This is a genomic window from Reella acinonychis, assembly GCF_052384575.1.
In the GTDB taxonomy this organism is placed as follows: domain Bacteria; phylum Pseudomonadota; class Gammaproteobacteria; order Enterobacterales; family Pasteurellaceae; genus JBQSUQ01.
Window position 1 is genome coordinate 16,829 of the sequence record NZ_JBQSUQ010000012.1, and the last position, 18,358, is coordinate 35,186.

18 protein-coding genes are annotated in these 18,358 nt (G+C 39.6%); 5 read left to right on the top strand and 13 right to left on the bottom strand.

Annotated elements, in window-relative coordinates:
* Positions 1-11: 11 nt before the first annotated feature.
* Together glyA and ACT2CV_RS05925 are read left to right on the top strand one after the other, a co-directional pair.
* Positions 12-1,277, top strand: a complete 1,266-nt coding sequence (gene glyA / locus ACT2CV_RS05920; RefSeq protein WP_464972210.1) for a serine hydroxymethyltransferase — start codon at positions 12-14, stop codon at positions 1,275-1,277.
* A gap of 3 nt (positions 1,278-1,280) precedes the next feature.
* Positions 1,281-1,550, top strand: coding sequence for a DUF1294 domain-containing protein (locus ACT2CV_RS05925; RefSeq protein WP_464973995.1), 270 nt, complete (start codon positions 1,281-1,283; stop codon positions 1,548-1,550).
* Between the two features lie 64 nt (positions 1,551-1,614).
* Here ACT2CV_RS05925 and tilS read toward each other — a convergent pair whose 3' ends face one another.
* The 10 genes from tilS to ACT2CV_RS05975 form a co-directional block, all read right to left on the bottom strand.
* Positions 1,615-2,895 carry a tRNA lysidine(34) synthetase TilS gene (gene tilS, locus ACT2CV_RS05930; RefSeq protein ID WP_464972211.1) on the bottom strand — a complete coding sequence of 427 codons (1,281 nt, stop codon included), beginning with the start codon at positions 2,893-2,895 and terminating at the stop codon, positions 1,615-1,617.
* Positions 2,896-2,937: 42 nt separating this feature from the next.
* Positions 2,938-3,798 carry a pyridoxal kinase PdxY gene (pdxY, locus tag ACT2CV_RS05935; RefSeq protein ID WP_464972212.1) on the bottom strand — a complete coding sequence of 287 codons (861 nt, stop codon included), beginning with the start codon at positions 3,796-3,798 and terminating at the stop codon, positions 2,938-2,940.
* A gap of 63 nt (positions 3,799-3,861) precedes the next feature.
* Positions 3,862-4,815 (bottom strand): acetyl-CoA carboxylase carboxyl transferase subunit alpha, encoded by a 954-nt coding sequence (gene accA / locus ACT2CV_RS05940; RefSeq protein ID WP_464972213.1) that lies wholly within the window; start codon positions 4,813-4,815, stop codon positions 3,862-3,864.
* 178 nt (positions 4,816-4,993) lie between these two features.
* Complete coding sequence (locus ACT2CV_RS05945; protein WP_464972214.1) at positions 4,994-5,944, bottom strand: ribose-phosphate pyrophosphokinase; 951 nt, start codon at positions 5,942-5,944, stop codon at positions 4,994-4,996.
* A 44-nt stretch (positions 5,945-5,988) separates the two neighbouring features.
* Complete coding sequence (gene ispE / locus ACT2CV_RS05950; RefSeq protein ID WP_464972215.1) at positions 5,989-6,897, bottom strand: 4-(cytidine 5'-diphospho)-2-C-methyl-D-erythritol kinase; 909 nt, start codon at positions 6,895-6,897, stop codon at positions 5,989-5,991.
* Complete coding sequence (gene lolB, locus ACT2CV_RS05955) at positions 6,897-7,526, bottom strand: lipoprotein insertase outer membrane protein LolB (RefSeq protein WP_464972216.1); 630 nt, start codon at positions 7,524-7,526, stop codon at positions 6,897-6,899. Before lolB ends, ispE begins: the two co-directional genes overlap by 1 nt.
* Positions 7,527-7,609: 83 nt before the next feature.
* Positions 7,610-8,875, bottom strand: a complete 1,266-nt coding sequence (locus ACT2CV_RS05960; RefSeq protein ID WP_464972217.1) for a multifunctional CCA addition/repair protein — start codon at positions 8,873-8,875, stop codon at positions 7,610-7,612.
* Positions 8,876-8,888: 13 nt separating this feature from the next.
* Positions 8,889-9,500 (bottom strand): TIGR04211 family SH3 domain-containing protein, encoded by a 612-nt coding sequence (locus ACT2CV_RS05965; protein ID WP_464972218.1) that lies wholly within the window; start codon positions 9,498-9,500, stop codon positions 8,889-8,891.
* A 63-nt stretch (positions 9,501-9,563) separates the two neighbouring features.
* Positions 9,564-10,826 carry an inorganic phosphate transporter gene (locus ACT2CV_RS05970; RefSeq protein WP_464972219.1) on the bottom strand — a complete coding sequence of 421 codons (1,263 nt, stop codon included), beginning with the start codon at positions 10,824-10,826 and terminating at the stop codon, positions 9,564-9,566.
* 52 nt (positions 10,827-10,878) lie between these two features.
* Positions 10,879-11,559: a TIGR00153 family protein gene (locus tag ACT2CV_RS05975; protein ID WP_464972220.1), complete on the bottom strand. Its 681-nt coding sequence runs from the start codon at positions 11,557-11,559 to the stop codon at positions 10,879-10,881.
* A gap of 157 nt (positions 11,560-11,716) precedes the next feature.
* Here ACT2CV_RS05975 and ACT2CV_RS05980 point away from each other — a divergent pair, with 157 nt between their 5' ends.
* Together ACT2CV_RS05980 and radA are read left to right on the top strand one after the other, a co-directional pair.
* Positions 11,717-12,775, top strand: a complete 1,059-nt coding sequence (locus ACT2CV_RS05980) for a CYTH domain-containing protein (protein ID WP_464972221.1) — start codon at positions 11,717-11,719, stop codon at positions 12,773-12,775.
* Positions 12,776-14,155, top strand: a complete 1,380-nt coding sequence (radA, locus tag ACT2CV_RS05985; protein ID WP_464972222.1) for a DNA repair protein RadA — start codon at positions 12,776-12,778, stop codon at positions 14,153-14,155.
* A 46-nt stretch (positions 14,156-14,201) separates the two neighbouring features.
* Here radA and proA read toward each other — a convergent pair whose 3' ends face one another.
* Together proA and ACT2CV_RS05995 are read right to left on the bottom strand one after the other, a co-directional pair.
* Positions 14,202-15,461: a glutamate-5-semialdehyde dehydrogenase gene (gene proA / locus ACT2CV_RS05990; RefSeq protein ID WP_464972223.1), complete on the bottom strand. Its 1,260-nt coding sequence runs from the start codon at positions 15,459-15,461 to the stop codon at positions 14,202-14,204.
* Between the two features lie 2 nt (positions 15,462-15,463).
* Complete coding sequence (locus tag ACT2CV_RS05995) at positions 15,464-15,886, bottom strand: DNA polymerase III subunit psi (protein ID WP_464973996.1); 423 nt, start codon at positions 15,884-15,886, stop codon at positions 15,464-15,466.
* Positions 15,887-16,034: 148 nt separating this feature from the next.
* Between ACT2CV_RS05995 and rsmC the strand changes: the two genes are divergently transcribed.
* The gene (rsmC, locus tag ACT2CV_RS06000; protein ID WP_464972224.1) at positions 16,035-17,033 is read left to right on the top strand and encodes a 16S rRNA (guanine(1207)-N(2))-methyltransferase RsmC; all 999 of its coding nucleotides are present in this window, start codon (positions 16,035-16,037) and stop codon (positions 17,031-17,033) included.
* A 49-nt stretch (positions 17,034-17,082) separates the two neighbouring features.
* On the opposite strand, the gene ACT2CV_RS06005 is transcribed toward rsmC, so the two are convergent.
* Positions 17,083-18,342 (bottom strand): NupC/NupG family nucleoside CNT transporter, encoded by a 1,260-nt coding sequence (locus tag ACT2CV_RS06005; RefSeq protein ID WP_464972225.1) that lies wholly within the window; start codon positions 18,340-18,342, stop codon positions 17,083-17,085.
* Positions 18,343-18,358: the final 16 nt, after the last annotated feature.

Here is an 18,358-nt window from a genome sequence, read left to right on the forward strand (position 1 = left end):
AGGAGACCTTTATGTTTAACAAAAGTATGACTATCGCTGATTATGATCCGGTTTTATGGCAAGCTATTCAAGATGAAAATCGTCGTCAAGAAGAACACATTGAGTTAATTGCATCTGAAAACTATGCGAGCCCACGAGTCATGGAAGCGCAAGGATCTCAATTTACCAATAAATATGCAGAAGGTTATCCAGGTAAACGCTACTACGGCGGTTGTGAATATGCTGATATCGTTGAGCAACTTGCTATTGATCGTGCAAAAGAATTATTTGGTGCAGATTATGCTAACGTTCAACCGCACTCTGGCTCACAAGCAAATGCGGCGGTTTATATGGCGTTGATTAATCCAGGTGATACGATTTTAGGGATGGACTTAGCGCATGGTGGTCATTTAACTCATGGTGCTAAAGTAAGTTTCTCAGGAAAAATCTATAATTCAGTTTTATATGGTATTACCGCTGATGGTTTGATCGATTATGAAGATGTGCGTCAAAAAGCATTAGAATCTAAACCTAAAATGATCGTTGCAGGTTTCTCTGCTTATTCTCAAGTTGTTGATTGGGCAAAAATGCGTGAAATCGCAGATGAAGTCGGTGCTTATTTATTCGTTGATATGGCACATGTGGCAGGCTTAATTGCAGCCGGTGTATATCCAAATCCACTTCCTCACGCACATATTGTTACCACAACAACACATAAAACCTTAGGTGGTCCACGTGGTGGTTTGATTTTATCTGCTTGTGGTGATGAAGAAATCTATAAAAAATTACAATCTGCAGTATTCCCAGCAGGTCAAGGTGGTCCATTAGTGCATATTATGGCAGCGAAAGCGGTATGCTTTAAAGAAGCTTTAGAACCTGAATATAAAGTTTACCAACAAAATGTACTTAAAAATGCGAAAGCAATGGTGGAAGTGTTTAAACAACGTGGTTATGATGTTGTTTCAAACGGTACAGAAAACCATTTATTCCTTGTGAGCTTCATTAAACAGGGCTTAACAGGTAAAGCTGCAGATGCTGCTTTAGGTCGTGCAAATATCACTGTAAATAAAAACTCAGTGCCGAATGATCCACAAAAACCATTTGTGACTTCAGGTATTCGAGTTGGTACGCCATCAATCACACGTCGTGGTTTCAATGAGAAAGATGCAGCAGAGCTTGCAGGCTGGATGTGTGATATCTTAGACGTCCTAGGTAAACCAGAAGAAGAAGCAGTTATTGAAGCAACGAAAGTGAAAGTATTAGAAATCTGCAAACGCTTACCAGTTTACGCAGCTTAATTGATGCTTTGGTTTATTGTTATTTATTTTGCGGCGATGAATATCGCCGCTTATTTTTTAATGCGAGTAGATAAGCAACGCGCGCAAAATAAAGAATGGCGTATTGCAGAATCTATTTTCTTTTCATTCTGCTTTATGGGCGGTTTTGTGGGCGTTCATTTAGGTATGCAACATTTCCATCATAAAACTCAGCATTGGCAATTCAAAACCGTAGTGATCTTAAGTGCGGTGCTTTTTTTGATTGTTTTGCCGATTTGGTTGATGATTAAGTAACAAAAAAGTGCGGAAATTTCACCGCACTTTTTCTTTAATCATTGTTTATCCTTGTTAGTCTAGGCTAGTAATTAACAAAATAGCCAATTGCAGCTTTTAACTCATCAGCATAAAAAATCAATGGAATACGGTTACGTTGCCAAATTGGTACTTGATGTTGTTGCCAGATTTTTTTGATATCGCGATGCAGATCATTGGACTTTATGCAAACTGTACCTGAATAGGCAAATTTCACCTTAATGGGCTGATTTGTATTGGCTAAAACTGTCTGCTTAATTTGTTGTTCATTTTGCCAACAAAAAATTAGTTCCTCGCTGTTTTGCTGCAAACTGAGTAATCCTAAGTTGTCAGGTAATGTAATTTGTTGACCTATTTTTAGAGGAATACAGTAATCCTGCAGATTGATGAATTGTGGTGTGAGATAGAGTTTCTGCTGATAGCGACGCACAACTTTATCAGCCAATTGAAATTGAGGATTGGCATCAGCTCTTGCAAATGCGACATCAGCAATGATTTTTTCTAATTGTTTGGCGCTTGGCATCGCTTGATTTTGTTGCTCAAACCACATTCTTAATAAAGCATTTTGTTTGGTTTTACTGTATTGAGCAAAATATTGGAGCGAAAAAGTGCGGTGAATTTTATCGAAGTTTTGTGCAAATTCTTCTGCTAAAAGTTCATTAATTAATTGTTGTTGTTCATAACAATGTTGTGCGCTACGCACGACTGCTTGATCAAAATAATTCCAGCGTTCGCGCAATTGAGGTAAAATTTGGTTACGCAAAAAATTGCGATCGTAGCGATTGTTTTCATTACTGTCATCTTCAACCCAGCTTAAACCTTCATCAGTCACATATTTTTCTAATTCACTTCTGCTAATATTAAGTAATGGACGATAAATAGGCATATCGTTTAAGCGGCTTTCAGCTTGCATCGCCCCTAACCCTTTAAGGCCACTGCCTCGTTTTAATGCTAGAAAAAAAGTTTCAGCTTGATCTTGTAGATGATGTGCAGTAACCACGACTTCATGTGCCATTCGTTCTTCCGAAATAGCTTGATAACGAGCTTCTCGGGCGGCTTGCTCAATATTGCTCGTTTGTTTGATTTGCACTTTTTTAATGATTAATGGAATATTAAATTGTTGGCAAATTTGTGCGCAATGCATTGCCCAATCATCTGCCTTAAGGTTCAAACCATGATGAACATGAATCGCTCTTAATTGTAAGTGCGGTTGATTTTGACGGGATTTTGCTAATAAAGAAAGTAGCGCAGTGGAATCTAAACCGCCGCTAAATGCAATTAAATAAGCTGAGTGTTTGAGTTGATGTTGAAAAATATGGGCTAGCATTTAAAATAGTGGGGCAATTTCTGCCCCGAATATAAGAATTAATTAAGCAATTTTTTCCGCTTTATAATTTGAAACTGGATTCATAATTACATGGCGGGCCTCAATTAATTGTAATTCATAAGAATTTTTCTGATAAGTGATTGCCATCACGTCATGAACAGCATTTCCCATACGCTCAAAAGCGTCTAATTCGGATTGACCATTTAACATATTAGCAAGGAATAATCCTGCAGTTAAATCGCCCACACCTACAGGATGTTTAGCAAATGGATATAATGGGCGGCGAAGGCTCCATACACCTTCAGATGTTGCCATTAACATTTCAAATTTATCTTCGTCACGTCCTGCGGATCCTAAATGTTTCACGATAACAATTTTAGGGCCTTTAGTTAATAAATGTTGTACTGCAACAATGGCCTGATCGATATTTTCAACAGGCAAGCCACTAAGCTCGCGTAATTCCAGTAAATTTGGGGTAATAATATCTGCTTGTGGCATGGCGATATCAATTAATCCTTCACGCACACCACCAGCCACTACGCAACCTTTTTCTGCGTTGCCCATAACTGGATCACATAAATATAATGCATTAGGATTAACAGCTTTAACTTTTTGTGCGACTTTAATTATTTCTTCCACTTGTTCAGCCGAGCCAATGTAGCCTGATACAACAGCGTCGCATTTGCTTAATTCGCCAATTTCATCAATACCGCGAACAATTTCACCAATTTGTTCTTTTGGGATAACCATGCCTGTCCATTTTCCATATTGGGTATGGTTGGAGAATTGCACTGTATTTAATGCCCATACATCAATACCATTTAGCTGCATAGGGAAGGTGGCAGATTTATTCCCTGCATAGCCAAAGACAACATGTGATTGAATGGAAAGTACATTTTTCATATCTAATCCTTTAAATTTGATATAGCATAAAAGTGCGGTTAATTTCACCGCACTTTTTAATCATTAACAATAACCGTAAGACATTAATCGCTGGTAACGGCGATCTAGTAAATCATCCGACGACAGTGCATTGAGATCCTCTAAATCTTGTTTAATGCGATCTTTTAAATTTTGCGCCATTTCCGCATAATTGCGATGAGCTCCACCTAATGGTTCAGGCACGACATTGTCAATTAATTCTAACTCTTTTAAACGATTTGCCGTTAACCCCATCACTTCTGCAGCGGTAGAAGCTTTGTCTGCACTTTTCCATAAAATAGACGCACAGCCTTCAGGTGAAATTACAGAATAGGTGCTATATTGTAGCATGTTCACTTTATCGCCAACGCCGATAGCCAACGCACCGCCAGAACCACCTTCACCAATCACCGTACAGATAACAGGTACTGTTAGCGTTGACATTTCGCGTAAATTACGTGCGATTGCCTCTGCTTGTCCTCGTTCCTCTGCACCAACACCTGGATAAGCTCCAGGAGTGTCAATGAACGTAATAATAGGTAATTTAAAGCGTTCAGCTAATTGCATTAAACGTAAAGCTTTACGATAGCCTTCAGGTGCTGGCATACCGAAATTACGCATTACTTTTTCTTTGGTTGAGCGACCTTTCTGATGACCAATAACCATCACAGGTTTGCCATCTAAACGCGCAATACCACCGATAATTGCTTTGTCATCTGCAAATGCACGATCACCAGCCAATTCTTCAAAATCAGTGAAAATATGCTGAATATAATCAAGAGTATAAGGGCGGTTTGGATGACGAGCCATACGAGAAATTTGCCACGCATCTAAGTTAGCAAAAGTCTTTTGCGTCAATTCCTCACTTTTCTTTTGTAAGCGTTTGATTTCATCATCAAGATTGATACTCTCATCATCACCAGATACTGAGCGTAATGATTCAATTTTTGCTTCTAATTCAGCGATCGGAAGTTCGAAATCTAAATATTCCTGGTTCATTTTTCTTCCTTAATATGAAAATTAGCCTAAAACACACCGCACTTTATCAGTAATTTGTTTACAGTGCAAACTTGTTCCATATTCTATGCTTTTTCAGGGGAAATTGCAGTATTTTTTCAGTGGTAGGAGGGGATAAAATAAAAGCTGCCAGAGGGCAGCTTTTGGACGTAACGTAAACTTAATTGTTGAACATCGCAGAAATAGATTCTTCGTTGCTAATACGACGAATCGCTTCTGATAACATGCCTGATAAAGTTAATACACGAACTTTACCTAATGCTTTAATTTCTGCACTTAATGGAATGGTATCTGTAACAACAATTTCATCTAAGGCTGAGCTTGCGAGGTTTTGTGCAGCAGTACCTGAGAACACTGCGTGGGTTGCATAAGCGAATACGCGTTTTGCACCACGTTCTTTTAATGCTTCTGCTGCTTTCATTAAGGTACCGCCTGTGTCGATCATATCATCAACAAGAATACAATCACGACCAGCAACATCACCAATAATATGCATTACTTGCGAAACGTTCGCTTTTGGACGACGTTTGTCGATGATTGCCATATCTGCGTCGTTTAATAATTTTGCAACAGCACGAGCACGTACAACACCACCAATATCAGGAGAAACAACGATTGGGTTAACTAAATCTGTTTTTTTCAAAATATCATCTAATAAAACAGGGGAACCAAATACGTTATCCACTGGCACATCGAAGAAACCTTGAATTTGCTCGGCATGTAAGTCACAAGTAAGTACGCGGTCAACACCTACGCTAGAAAGGAAATCAGCCACAACTTTTGCTGTGATTGGTACACGAGCAGAACGCACGCGACGATCTTGTCGAGCATAACCAAAATAAGGAATAACCGCAGTAATACGACCTGCAGAAGCACGACGTAATGCATCAACCATTACGATTAATTCCATTAGGTTATCGTTTGTTGGTGCACAAGTAGATTGAATGATAAATACATCACTACCACGTACATTTTCATTGATTTGTACTTGAATTTCTCCATCGCTAAAACGACCTACTGTTGCATCGCCTAATGATGTATAAAGACGTTCAGAAATTCGTTTAGCAAGTTCTGGTGTGGCATTACCAGCAAAGAGTTTTATGTCAGGCATTTTTAGTGAACCTCGGGGTTTATAGTTACAATATAAGGAAATAATTAAGCTTGCTGTTCAAGTTGATTAAGCAATATATGTAATGGCGAAATATTGCATCCTTGGGCAACAAAACCAGTAAAATGCGTTGGTTTCTGTGCAAAAACAGCTTGCGCTTGTTGTTCAGAGCTAAATTCTGCAAAAACACAAGCACCTGTTCCCGTTAATCTTGCAGGGGCATATTTTAACAACCAACAGAGTAATTCTTCAACCTCTGAATAATGATTTCTTACAACTTTTTCGCAATCGTTTACGTATGGCTCGGCTAATAGCGTTGCCATCTCTTTTTTCGGTGTGTCACGTGTTAAATTTGGATCTTGGAACACCTTGGCTGTCGAGATAGATACATCCGGTTTTAATACCACATACCATTTTTCATCAGGATAACAAGGCAGGATTTTTTCACCTACACCTTCTGCAACGGCAGCTCGTCCGTCAATAAATATAGGTACATCAGCCCCAAGTTGAATACCTAATGAGGCTAACTGTGGTAAAGACAGGTTGGTCTTCCACAAATAATTCAACGCTAACAATGTGGTTGCGGCATTCGATGAACCGCCACCAACACCACCGCCCATAGGCAGAATTTTATCTAAATGTATATTGGCGCCTAACTGGCAACCTGTTTCTTGTTGCAGCAGTTTCGCTGCGCGGTAAATGAGATTGTCTTCTTTTTTTAGATGAGGAATGTCTGGGCTAAGATGAATTTGATTATCTTCTCTTAAGCTAATGCTTAACCAATCGCCATAATCTAAAAATTGAAATAGAGTTTGTAATTCGTGGTAGCCATCAGCACGTTTGCCATTGATATATAAGAATAAATTGAGCTTGGCAGGACAAGGGAAACGAATTTCGTTCCCTTGCTTGAGGGCATTTATATCTGAAAGTGCGGTGGAAAATCGATAAGTTTTCATTAATATTTCCAATTATCGACCCGAATTTTTAAGGTTTGGGCATTATTTTTCAACAAAATATCTTTTGGTAACGCGGGTTGTTGCGTTTGATGATAAACCAGATAATCTGCAGTCCACATTGTCCCTTCTACTGGATAGCTAAAATTCGCTAAGTAATGATTCTCACCCACTTGGTATTGTGCCTGTTCATCAGGTTGACCTTTTAACCAAGTTGCTAAATGCTCTAATGGCACTTCCATTCCAATGATTTCTTTTAATAAATATTTGGCATCTGCTTCTGAACGTTTATTGCCTTTATTATCAGAAATTGTCATGCCGGCATTGTGCATTTGCAGCACAAGACTAGTAGAACTGATGGTGGAGTAGAGTTTAAGGGTATAATTATTGGCGGCATAATATTGCCATTCAAAGCGGCTTGAAAAACGTTCTTTTGCGCTGATGTAACCTAGTTGACCTTGTGCTTGATAGGTGTTGATTTTTTTGAGTTGAGCTAAATGTTGTTGCCAACGGAGATCGGATTTTTCAATGGTTTTTACGTCTTGTGGACGATGTTCACTAATATCTAAATTAGTACAGGCTGCCATAACAAATGCGGACAGCAAAACTGGCAGAAATTGAGGCGATTTCATAATATCATTGAGTTAAAAATAACAAGTCTGTATTCTACGAATTTATGCTGACTTAGTAAAGTGCGGTGTCATTTTTTGCCGTTTTAGTTAAGCAACGCTGAAAATTGAGCACGTAATTCAGGTTGTTTTGCTTTAATCGCCATTGTGCGACGTCTATTTAATTCATCTCGAATAGCTTGCTTTTGAAAGCCATCATTGATTACTTGTTGCACATCGACTTGTTTAGCCTGGTGGTAGCAAGCTAATAAATAGTCTTTCTGTGGGTAATTGCGTTGTTCAAATCCCGTTCTTCCCCTTGTATCTGCCATGCATACAGTGAGAAATTCTAAGAAACGTTGCGGTTTACGCCAGATATCAAACTGATTAAATAATTTCATAATGGTTTCGGCGCGTAACTCAAAGGCTTTGTGAACATGGGTATGATATTTGCAGCTTAGTTCGGCAAGTTCTTTGTAATAAGTCGGCACATTAAAACGACGGCAAAGTTGTCTTGTCGGCTGAATTCCTCTTTCTTCATGGCCATAATGATGAGGCAAAATAGATTTATCCGTCAGCGCTTTGCCTAAATCGTGGCAAACTGTGGCAAAACAAACCGCACTTTTATTGATATCTTCTGATGCACTGAGTTGTTTGGCTTGTTGCAATACCAACATCGTGTGTATAAAACTATCGACTTCCGGATGATGTTGAACAGGATTAGGCACACCATATAATGCGTCGAGTTCAGGGAAAAGGACCTTTAACGCCCCCGCTTGCCTTAATATTTCAAAATAAATTTGAGGATCTTTTTCATTAAGCGCTTTTTCTGTTTCCAGCCAGACACGTTCAGGCGTGAGATAATCAAGCTCTCCTTGTTGACTGAGTTGTTGCATCAATTCAAGGGTTTCTTCGGCAACGCGAAAACCTAAGTGATGAAATCGCGCAGCAAAGCGAGCGACACGCAACACGCGTAAAGGATCTTCAGCAAAAGCGGGAGAAACATGGCGTAAAATGCCTTGTTTTAAATCTTCCATGCCAGCATAGGGATCATGGTAATTGCCTTGCATATCTTGAGCGATGGCATTGATGGTTAAATCACGACGTTGTAGATCTTGTTCTAAACGAATATCAGGTGAAAAGTCGCAAATAAACCCAGTATAACCCGCACCTGATTTGCGTTCTGTGCGTGCTAAAGCATATTCTTCTTTACTGTCTGGATGAAGAAAAACAGGGAAGTCTTTGCCGACTTGAATGTAACCTTGAGAAAGGAGTTGTTGTGGTGTGGCACCAACTACAAGCCAATCACGATCTGTTATTGGCAAACCGAGTAATTGATCTCGAACGGCACCACCCACAAGGTAAATTTGCATGGCGATGGGCTCTTTATACCCAGCCATCTCTACGACGACGTTTTGGCATGATGAGTGGAATAATTAAGCCTAATAGTAAGCCTACGCCTAAAACAGATCCGCCATAAATAAACCATTGAATTGCAATTTCACGTTTGCCCGCATCGAGTAAGGCCTCTAAATCACGATTTTTATTTTTTGTGATTTCTAATTCGCGTTTTAATTGGGCATTTTCTTCTAATAGTTGGCTGCTACGTTGATCGCTATCTTTCGCGCGACGTTGCATTTCTACCGTTCTTTGTTGCCAATCCGCATCAATTTTGCTCAGTTTTAGGGTTAAGTCTTGCACTTGCGCTTTTAATTTTGGATTTTCATTTTTACTGCTTGGGGTAGAAGATAATTCAGAATTTAAGATCCAAGCTTCACGATGTTTACTGTCACGAATGAGTGAGTAACGATCTTGGCGATTTAGCACAGTCACTTCTTCGCCTGCTTGGATAGAACCTGCAATTTTAAAATTATCGCCTGCACCTTTACGTAAAAAAGTGTGTAAGTTTTCTGTTACATATTGTGTTTCTGCTTGAGCTGCTTGAATACCTGTACCTAATAATAAAATAGACAAAAGAAAGGTTAATCTTTTCTGCATTATGTCATCCTATGAGTTATGAGAAGAAAAAGTGCGGTATTTTTTACCGCACTTTTATTAAATTTAGCGGAAGATTGCATTTAACGCATAGTAAATGATAATCGCGAAGAATGCACCAGCTGGTAAAGTAACAATCCATGAGGCAATAATATTACGAATTACAGTTAGATTCAACGCAGCAATACCGCGTGCTAAACCGATACCAAGTACTGCACCCACTAAGGTTTGTGTTGTTGAAATAGGCAATCCTGTACCAGACGCGACCACAACGGTTGTGGCTGTGGCAAATTGGGCGGCAAATCCGCGACTTGGCGTTAAATCTGTAATGCCCGTACCAATGGTCGCCATTACTTTGTACCCCATAATGATCAAACCTGCAGCAATCCCTGCGGCACCTAATGGCAGAATCCACCAAGCTAATGGATTTTTCGCCATAATATCGCCACCACTTTCGATAATACTAACAACAGCAGCAAGAGGTCCGATAGCATTTGCAACGTCATTGGAACCATGAGCAAATGCCATTGCACAAGCGGTCATTAACATGAGAATACTAAATACGCGTTCAACGCCACCAAATACCCCTTTGCGTGCTTTTTTGATGAAGTTTCTGCTGCGGAAGTAGAAGTAACTGATTACAACGGAAATGGAACTTAAAGCTAAGGAAATTAATACGGTTTCGCCTTTAGATAGGTTAAGTCCAACGTGTTTCAATCCTTTAGATACGGTAACGATGATGAGAATAAAAACGGTTAAGCCCATAAAGTAAGGACCGAATTTTTGTGCGTTACGCAATGGGTTTTCTGTATCAAAAATGAGTTTTTGAATAATGAAAAAGATACCATATGCGAGCACACCAGCAATAACTGGGGTAATAAACCAGCTACCGACAATGCCACCAATCACGCCCCATTTTACTGCTGCAACGCCTGCGGTAACGCAAGCAAAACCAATGATAGCACCAATAATTGAATGGGTGGTGGACACTGGCCATCCCCAGCGGGAAGCGATGAGAAGCCAAGATCCAGAAGCAAAGAGCGCTGACATCATACCTAACACGAGAGTGTCAGGATGTGCGATAAAATCAGAAGCATCAATGATACCACTTTTAATAGTTTCGGTTACTTCTCCACCGGCTAAATAAGCACCGGAAGCTTCAAAGATTAATGCGATAATAATTGCTTGTTTTGCTGTAATGGTACCTGAACCAACAGAAGTACCCATTGCATTTGATACGTCATTTGCACCCACACCAAATGCCATAAAGAAGGCGAAGGCTGCAGTAATAATAATTAAAATTGTGCCATAGTTATTTAATAATTCCATCGTTGTTTCCTATTGGTTACAAGCTTTGGGAGGTCTTATCTTTTGCCAAAGATTAAGAACGCGCTAACATTAATTCAATACGAGATCCTACACGCTGGGCTTGATCGGCCAACACACCAATCCATTCAAAAATTTTGTATAGGAACATCACATCGATTGGATTATAACGATCTTCAATTTCACGTAGCATTAAACGTAATTTAATTTGCATTTGATCCGTATCGTCTTCAATTGTATCTAATTCGGTGATCATGTTATTCACAAAATGCAATTCACGTCCTCTAAAGCCGGTTTCTAGTAATTGATCCATTTCATCAATAACGCGATGGGCTTGTACAGTTGCGTCAAGGCTACGACATAAGAATGACATGAAATTTTCTTGTAATTCAGAAGGAATACCAAGGTTGCGTCCCACCATTCTGCCTGCAATATCTTTGGCGTAGTTAGCGAGCTTGTCTTGTTGGGTAACTAATTCTAATAAATCAGTTCGATCGATAGGTAAGAATAAACCGCGGGGTAATTTTAGACGAATTTCACGTTTTAACGTGTCTGCTCGGCGTTCTGTTTCAGAAATGCGTAAGCGTAATTCCTCTGCTTCCTGCCAGTTATTTGCAAATGTCGCTTCAAAGAAAGGAACTAACAAACTACAAGCTTCAGTAACCGTATCTGAATGTTGCTGCAGAGGCTTTAAAGGCGAATGCGCAAATAATCCTAAAATATTGTTGATTGCCATAAGGAACTCCAAGTGATTTAAGATAAATTGCGAGCATATTACAATATGTAAGTGAAAAACTCACGATTTAAATCAAAAAGATTTATAATATTGCAAGATTTTTCACCGCACTTCTATGCTAGAATGAAGTAGAAGATTGATTATAAAGGAAATAATAATGTCGAATGAAATTGAGCTAAAATTAGCCATTAGCAATGAGTTTGCTGAAAATATCCCCCAATTATTGACTGATTTCCACATTCTAAAACAGCAACATTCTAGTTTAGGCAACACTTATTATGATAGTGCTGATCGTCATTTTGCCCGTCATAAAATGGGGTTGCGTGTTCGTTCTGAAAATCAACAGTTTGAAATGACCTTAAAAACTGATGGCAATGTGACGGGTGGGTTACATGTTCGTCCAGAATACAATATGCCTTTAACGTCAAACCAACCTGATATAGAGAAATTATTGGCACTGAAAGAGTTCGATTTTCCTCAAAATTTAACCTTACAACCTATTTTTAGTACCGATTTTGAGCGTGATAGTTGGTTAATTGAATGTGGTCAGCATACGGAAATTGAAATTGCCTTGGATCGTGGCGAAATTATGGCGAATGGTCAGGTTTCACCGATTTGTGAATTAGAATTTGAACTAAAAAATGGTGAAGTACAAGATTTACTGACCTTTGTGGCAAATTTAGGCTTAATGAATGGTGTGCGTTTGAGTAGTGCGAGCAAAGCACAGCGCGGTTATCAATTAGCAAAAGGTGGCGTGCCAAGCTTAATTGATTGGATTGAAAAATGGCGCGATTTTCTAAAAACAGAACAAAGTGCGGTGAATTCTCGCCAAGTTTTAACCGCACTTTTAGTTCATGAACAGCAATTAATTGAAGAGACTATGTGTTTTGGTGGTGCGTTTTTTGCACAGGATTTTATGAAAACGGTTGAACGTGTTGGTGCTTTTTTCAACTTGTACCACCATTATTTAGAGAATGGAAAATTGCTGCAAGCTGCATGGCAAGAACAAATTGACGATGGCGTCCATCTGGACGAAAGTCTATTAGCAGATCTTTGGGAAGATCATCAATATTTATTTGAACATATTCGTGACATTATTCGTTTACATAGTGAAACAAAAGATAATACCTTAGCGATGAAAAAATTAGTTGAGCTATTAGTGCAACCACAATATGTTAAACGTATGATTAACTTAATGAAATTAACGGTGAAGTAAATGGCAAAAGCGCCAAAAACAGCTTATGTTTGTAATGATTGTGGAGCTGAGTTTTCCCGTTGGCAAGGGCAATGCTCCGCTTGTAAAGCTTGGAATACCATTAGTGAAGTGCGATTAGTATCGGCTAAGTCAGCGGTTAAAAATGATCGCTTTAGTGGATATGCAGGAGATACGCAGGCTAAAGTACAAACCTTAGCCGAAATTAGTTTGCAAGAAACACCAAGATTTTCCAGTGGATTTAATGAATTGGATCGTGTGTTAGGTGGTGGCATTGTACCAGGCTCGGCCATTTTAATTGGTGGTCATCCGGGCGCGGGAAAATCAACATTATTATTGCAAATGATGTGTGGTTTAGCGAAAAATTTGACCGCACTTTATGTGACAGGTGAGGAAAGTTTGCAACAGGTGGCAATGCGCGCCAATCGCTTAGGATTGCCGACGGATCGTTTACAAATGCTTTCTGAAACCTCCGTTGAGCAAATTTGTCAATTGGCGGATCAATTGAAACCGCAAATTATGGTGATTGATTCCATTCAAGTGATGCATTTGGCAGATATTCAATCTTCTCCTGGCTCAGTGGCACAGGTGCGTGAATGTGCTTCTTTTCTAACCCGTTATGCTAAAACCCGACAGGTTGCCATTATTATGGTAGGGCATGTCACTAAAGATGGAACACTTGCTGGTCCAAAAGTGTTAGAGCACGCCATTGATGCTTCTTTGTTATTAGAAGGGGAATCGGATTCTCGTTTTCGTACCTTGCGTAGCCATAAAAATCGTTTTGGTGCGGTGAATGAATTGGGCGTTTTTGCTATGACGGAGCAAGGTTTACGCGAAGTGAAGAATCCATCAGCGATCTTTTTAACCCGTAGCGAAGAGCAAATGCCCGGAAGTTCAGTGATGGTACTTTGGGAAGGTACAAGACCTTTATTGGTTGAAATTCAAGCCTTGGTTGACCACTCGATGTTAGGGAATCCTCGACGTGTTGCAGTGGGATTAGAACAAAACCGTTTAGCATTATTATTGGCGGTGTTACATCGTCATGGTGGTTTGCAAATGTCTGATCAGGATGTGTTTGTGAATGTGGTTGGTGGTGTCAAAGTGACGGAAACTAGCGCGGATTTAGCCTTATTACTAGCCTTAATTTCCAGTTTCAAAAATCGCCCTTTGCCACAGGATTTGGTTGTTTTTGGTGAAGTAGGATTGGCTGGCGAAATTCGCCCAGTGACAAGTGGACAAGAGCGAATTCACGAAGCAGCTAAACATGGCTTTAAGCGAGCTATTGTGCCTTTTGCTAATAAGCCAAAAAGTGCGGTACCAAATATGCAAGTTTTTACAGTGAAGAAGCTGTCCGATGCATTAACCATTTTAGATGATTTTTAACAAAAAAAGGTGCATGATTATGCACCTTTTTTATGTTACGGATATGTTATGAACGAGAAGTGTAATCGCCAACCGCCACCCATTTATAAGTAGTGAGTGCTTCTAACCCCATTGGACCTCTTGCATGCAGCTTTTGCGTACTTACTGCAACTTCTGCACCTAAGCCAAATTGTGCACCATCGGTAAATCTAGTGCTAGCATTAACATAAACTGCCGCAGCATCAACCTGAGCCACAAATTGTTGTGCTAATTTTTGCGATTCCGTTAGGATTGCCTCAGAATGTTGGCTGCCGTATTCACGAATATGCTCAATTGCTGCAACTAAATCTTCTACCACAACCACATTTAAATCTTTACTTAACCATTCTTGGCGCATCTCTTGGTCTTTTACTGGAACCACATTGGCACCGGCTTTTTCAAGAATAGAAAGTGCGGTGTGATCTGCATGAAATTTTACGTCTTTTGATTGCAAATGCTGTGCTAATTTAGGTAAAAATTCCTCGGCTATGCTACCTTGCACCAAGAGGGTTTCTAAAGTATTACAGGTGCTTGGACGTTGTGTTTTCGCATTTTCAATTACAGAAAGTGCCTTATTTTGATCCGCACTTTGTTCAACAAAGGTGTGGCAAACGCCAATGCCACCAACAATCACAGGAATAGTGGAATGTTGTTTGCATAATTCATGCAATCCAGCTCCACCGCGAGGAATTATCATATCAACATAGCGATCCAATTTGAGTAATTGCATCACCAAATCACGATTGGGATCTGTAATAGCTTGAACTGCCGCTTTTGGTAAGCCAGATTGTTGTAACGCATTTTGCACGACATCCACTAAAATTTGGTTTGAATGTTGGGTTTCTTTTCCTCCGCGTAAAATAACTGCGTTTCCTGTTTTTAAGCATAGGCTTGCTACATCAATAGTCACATTTGGGCGCGCCTCATAAATAGTGCCAACAACACCAAGCGGAACACGAATTCGCTCCAATTTTAAACCGCTGTCTAATACACCGCCATCAATGATTTTTCCCACAGGATCTGCCAAAGAAACCACATGACGAACATCATTAGCAATGCCTTTGAGGCGTTCTTCCGTCAATAACAAGCGATCAATAATTGCTTCGCTCAGTCCATTTTGTTTGGCTGCTTCAATATCTTTTGCATTGGCTGCGAGAATAGGATCCTTTTGTTGTTCTAATTGTTCTGCAATGCACAATAATGCGTGATTTTTTTCTTGTTGTGATAATTGGGACAGGATAAATGCCGCTTGTTTAGCAGCTTTTCCCATGGCAATTAAGTCGGTCATAATTATTCCTCTGAATGAAAGGCGGTTTGAATTTGTTGCCACAGATGACGTTTTTCTTTTCCATTTTGTTTTAACAATGGTAAATCAGGGCTTTGCCATAGACTCGTTACTTGGCTAAAGTGCGATAAAGTGCGGTCTATTTTTTGTTGATTTTGAGAGAGTAACCAATAGTGTACAGGTGTTGTTGTTTGCAAATGATCCACTTGGCTAAAATCAATTAACAGGCAATCCTTTACATTAATAGCAATGCTGCGTAGCACATCTTGAATAAAAGGTTCTTGCACAGACAGCGTTTGTTCAGCAACAATGATGAGTTTGATATTGTCAGCAACAGAAATATTCACCACGCCTTTTAACGCTTCTGGACGGCGCAATTGCCATTGTTTAATGCCCATTTCTTGCAATAAAAGATCGCGTCTATTCACTGATTTGCCCTTTGTTAATTGAGATGAAAAGCTATTGTAAAGGGGATTTTTCATTTCGTAAATAGCCGTTACAGATGGTGTATTGGTTATTTTGTGATTGAAAGCTATAATGCTCGCCAATTCTTTATTTTTTGTTATGGGACATTGTATGATTTCTGCAGAAAGCCAAGTGCTTGAACGTCATTTATCCTTTTTTGAGCAGAAAAAAGTGCTATTTGCTGGTGGGGTCAGAGATGATTTTCCTTTCAAACCAGCATTAAATGCACAATCTGTTAAAATTTGGTCTTGGTATTTTGATTATGCGAGAACGCAAAGTGCGGTGGATTTTTCCGTACTTTGTGATTCACAAGCAGATATGATCGTTTTTTATTGGACAAAAAACAAACAGGAAGTGCAATTCCAATTAATGCAATTGTTAGCAAATGCAAGTGAAAATCAGGAAATGTTGATTGTGGGCGAAAATCGCTGCGGTGTGCGTTCAGTGGAAAAAATGTTGGCGCCTTTTGGTGATATCGCGAAAATAGACAGCGCTCGTCGTTGCGGCTTGTACCATTTTTGTCTGAAAAATAAACCGCACTTTGACTTGCAAGATTATTGGAAAACCTATTCCCATCCTCAATTACAACCATTGAGCATATATAGTTTGCCGGGGGTGTTTAGTGCTGATGAACTTGATGGCGGAACAGCATTATTATTAACTACTTTGGATCGCCAAATAAGAGGTAAAGTGCTCGATCTTGGCTGTGGAGCGGGTGTCATTGGCGCAATGATTAAGCATAAATATCCAAAGGTAACATTGACAATGACTGACATTCACGCTATGGCAGTCGCTTCTGCACAAGAAACGTTACGTCAAAATAAGTTGGAGGGCAAGGTGCTTGCCAGCGACGTTTTTTCTGAACTGGATGTGCAAAATAAATTTGATTTGATCATTTCTAATCCACCATTCCATGATGGCATTGATACCGCTTATCAAGCGGTAACGAATTTAATTGAGCAAGCCAAATGGTATTTAAATTCGGGCGGAGAACTGCGTATTGTTGCTAATAGCTTTTTGCCTTATCCTGATTTATTAGATCGCTATTTCGGTAGTCATCAAGTATTAGCACAAAATAATAAATTTAAAGTATATTCGGTGAGAGCCTAGAAAAAAGTGCGGTGTTTTTCACCGCACTTTTTGTTTGCATTTACGTTGATTAAATTGCGCCACCAATACCAATAAATAATCCTGCAATGGCGCCGCTCATTAAGTTAGACATAGAACCTGCAATCACCGCTCTAATACCTAAACGAGCGATATCACTGCGGCGATTTGGTGCCATGCCACCTAAGCCACCAATTAATACTGCAATGGAACCGAGATTTGCAAAGCCACATAATGCAAAGGAAATAATGGCGACGGTTTTCGCACTGAGTTGTACTGGCGCATCGGCAGTCAGATATTTACTGAAGTCTGCGTAAGCAACAAATTCATTTAACACAATTTTTTGCCCAATCATCGAACCTGAAATGTGTGCTTCTTCCCAAGGTACACCAATTGCCCAAGCTAATGGCTTGAAGGCATAACCTAATAAGGATTGCATCGTCACGTCGGTATAACCGAATAAACTCGCAATACTACCAATTCCCCAGTTCAACATGGCGATCAAGGCAACAAAGGCAAGTAGGATCGCACCAATATTTAACACTAATTGAATGCCAGATATTGCACCACCAGCCGCTGCTTCAATAATATTTGCCGGTTTTTCTTCATCCGTAATGGTAATGTTATCTTGCACTTTTTCTGTTTGTGGGCAGAGTAGTTTTGCGAATAATAAACCGCCCGGAGCTGCCATGAATGAAGCTGCGATTAAATAGGGGAGTGGCACACCCATATTGGCGTATCCTACTAATACAGAACCAGCAACTGAGGCTAATCCCCCCGTCATTACAGCAAATAATTCGGATTGTGTCATATTATTGATAAATGGTTTAACTAAAAGCGGAGCTTCAGTTTGACCCACAAAAATATTTGCTGCAGCAGATGTTGATTCTGCTTTAGAGGTTTTTAGGATTTTTTGTAATCCGCCACCTAAAATTTTAATCACAAATTGCATAATGCCGAGGTAGTAAAGCACAGAAATGAATGCTGAGAAGAAAATGATTGGCGGCAGTACACGAAAGGCAAAGACAAAACCACCATCACCAAAAACTTCAAACATTTTCGGGCTGACTAAACCGCCGAATAAGAATTTAATGCCTTCGCTACTGAAATCAATAATTTTGTTCATTGCTGATGACGCGGACATTAAGGCATCTCGCCCGACAGGAAAGTAAAGAATTAGTGCGCCAATACCAATTTGGATGGCAAATGCGCCTAATACGGTGCGGTAATTAATCGCTTTTTTATTATTGGATAGCAAAAATGCGATCAATAAGAGTACAAATATACCAAATAGACTGTTTAATATACTCATGGGGACCTCAATACGA